At 67.4% G+C, this 1,147-nt stretch carries 1 protein-coding gene; it reads right to left on the bottom strand.

Annotation, left to right across the window (positions count from 1 at the left end):
• Window positions 1-4: 4 nt before the first annotated feature.
• Window positions 5-1,147, bottom strand: a 1,143-nt coding sequence (locus KV557_RS41830; protein ID WP_256178755.1) for an acyl-CoA dehydrogenase family protein, incomplete at its 5' end; no start/stop codon positions are given.

Below are 1,147 nucleotides of genomic sequence, written 5' to 3'. Positions count from 1 at the left end.
GCCGTTACGGCAGGTTGCGGGCCATGACGATGCGCTGGACCTGGTTGGTGCCCTCGTAGATCTGCGTGATCTTCGCGTCCCGCATCATCCGCTCCACCGGGTAGTCCCGCGTGTACCCGTACCCACCCAGCAACTGCACCGCGTCCGTCGTGATCTCCATCGCCGCGTCCGACGCGAAACACTTCGCCGCCGCACCGAAGAACGTCAGATCCGCATCCCCACGCTGCGACTTCGCCGCCGCCGCATACGTCAGCTGACGCGCCGCCTCCAGCTTCATCGCCATGTCCGCCAGCATGAACTGGACCCCCTGGAACTCCGCGATCGCCTTCCCGAACTGCCGGCGCTCCTTCACATACCCCTTCGCGTAGTCCAGCGCACCCTGCGCGATCCCGATCGCCTGCGCAGCGATCGTCACCCGGGTGTGGTCCAGCGTCTTCATCGCCGTCGCGAACCCGGTGCCCTCCGCGCCGATCATCCGCTCCGCCGGGATCCGCACGTTGTCGAAGTACACCTCACGCGTCGGCGAACCCTTGATCCCCAGCTTCTTCTCCGGCGCACCGAACGACACACCCTCGTCGCCCTTCTCCACCACGAACGCCGAGATGCCCTTCGACCGCAGCTCCGGATCCGTCACCGCCATCACCGTGTAGAACTCCGAGACACCCGCGTTGGTGATCCAGCGCTTCACCCCGTTCAGCACCCAGAAGTCCCCGTCCCGGACCGCCCGGGTCTTCATCCCCGCCGCGTCCGAACCCGCCTCCGGCTCCGACAGGCAGTACGAGAACATCCCCTCGCCCCGCGCCAGCGCCCCCAGGTACTTCGCCTTCAGCTCCTCCGAACCCGACAGCTGCACCGGCAGCGACCCCAGCTTGTTCACCGCCGGAATCAACGAGGACGACGCACACACCCGCGCGACCTCCTCGATCACGATCACCGTCGCCAGCGCGTCCGCCCCCGCACCCCCGTACTCCTCCGGCACGTGCACCGCATGCAGGTCATTGCCCTGCAACGCGTCCAACGCCTCCTGCGGGAACCGCCCCTGCTCGTCCACCTCCGCCGCGAACGGAGCGATCTTCGCCTCGGCCAGCCCACGCACCGCCTCACGGAGCATCTCGTGCTCCTCGGAGATACGGAAGAGATCGAAGTC

The organism is Kitasatospora aureofaciens (assembly GCF_019192735.1).
Taxonomy (GTDB): domain Bacteria; phylum Actinomycetota; class Actinomycetes; order Streptomycetales; family Streptomycetaceae; genus Kitasatospora; species Kitasatospora aureofaciens_A.
Note: the sequence above shows the minus strand (reverse complement) of the source record. Positions and strands in the feature narration are given on the sequence as shown.